Raw genomic sequence first — 1,210 nt, 5'->3', positions numbered from 1 at the left:
ATATGTCAAATGTGAATAAAATATTCTAAGTAAATGAAAAAGCTAAGGACCTCTTTTGGGGTCCTTAATTTATTATGGAATGCTATTAATAATACCTAAACAATGTTGTTTATCACAAAAATAACGCTGTTTGTCACATTCAGGTATTTTATTGATGATGCACATGTTATAGTAAATGAGTAAGACATTGAAAGAGAGGTTAAAGAGCTAGATATCAAATGCATTGATATAGATATATGTATTGGGAGTAATTTTAGTCGCGAATGAGATTACCTCAAAATATTATTAAAAAAGGAGAAAAAAATGGATATTTGTTTACAAGCTAATCTACTTATGCCATCTAATTATGAGTTGATGGATGATGAAGAAATGAGTTATGTTGAAGGTGGCGGAACCGTTAATCTTACTTTAACGATTGGTGATAGTAGTTTCGTTATTCATGCTCTTTCAGCAGTTGGAGGCGCAATGACAGTCGCTAAAGCAACAGCAGCTTTGGCCGCGGCTGAAACAGCAATTGCAACTATGATTGAGTTGGGAACAGCTGGTGCCGGTACATTGTATGCAGGAGCATTCTTAATTGCATTTAGCTCTATAATTCCTGTAATTGCCGGTGCTGCTGTAACGTATGGCATTAATGGATTAAAGGGCAAATCTTTTAATGTATCAGCAACAAGAGACTGGTTACCAAATCTTTCTCACCAGTTTACTATTTAATGTTAAAAAAGGCATGCAACGCATTATGCGCTGCATGTCTTATATGAGGTGAAAAAATGCAAGAAAAAGTAGAAGAAAAAATGATTGATGCGTTGCAAGAGGATACAAAAATCAAAGAGAACAATCGTGGAATTATTTTCTTTTTATATCTTTTAGTACCTTTTTTGTTTTATTCATTTGGAATGAGTTTATTTAGAACCAATCCATTTTATCACGTGGCATTTGTGTTTTTTGCATACTTTTGGATTGATTTATGGAATAAACTACATAGGTTTGGAAAGAAGGACTCCAAATAGTAGGAGCCTTTTTGTTTTGATATTTTCTTGATATATGTGGAAGAAGGTAAAGGCCTGTTTAATGTGTCAGGAGAACCAGAGAATTATTCGATTCTTGCAATCGATGCAGATAAAGATTTTGGATTAGTATATGCTATTAAACCGGATTCAGAAGGAACTTCTATTACATATGTAGAAGTTATAGTACCGGGAAATTTGGG

Annotated in this window: 2 protein-coding genes; both read left to right on the top strand. The window is 33.6% G+C overall.

The features are described from left to right. The first annotated feature begins 303 nt into the window (after positions 1 to 303). Positions 304 to 714, top strand: a complete 411-nt coding sequence (locus BLP50_RS14185; protein WP_090155916.1) for a hypothetical protein — start codon at positions 304 to 306, stop codon at positions 712 to 714. Positions 715 to 770: 56 nt separating this feature from the next. Beyond that, positions 771 to 1,010 carry a hypothetical protein gene (locus tag BLP50_RS14180; RefSeq protein WP_090155914.1) on the top strand — a complete coding sequence of 80 codons (240 nt, stop codon included), beginning with the start codon at positions 771 to 773 and terminating at the stop codon, positions 1,008 to 1,010. Positions 1,011 to 1,210 lie beyond the last annotated feature (200 nt).

The sequence above is a fragment of the Pseudobutyrivibrio sp. AR14 genome (assembly GCF_900101325.1).
Taxonomy (GTDB): Bacteria; Bacillota; Clostridia; order Lachnospirales; family Lachnospiraceae; genus Pseudobutyrivibrio.
This window is presented reverse-complemented; position numbering and strand designations above follow the sequence as displayed.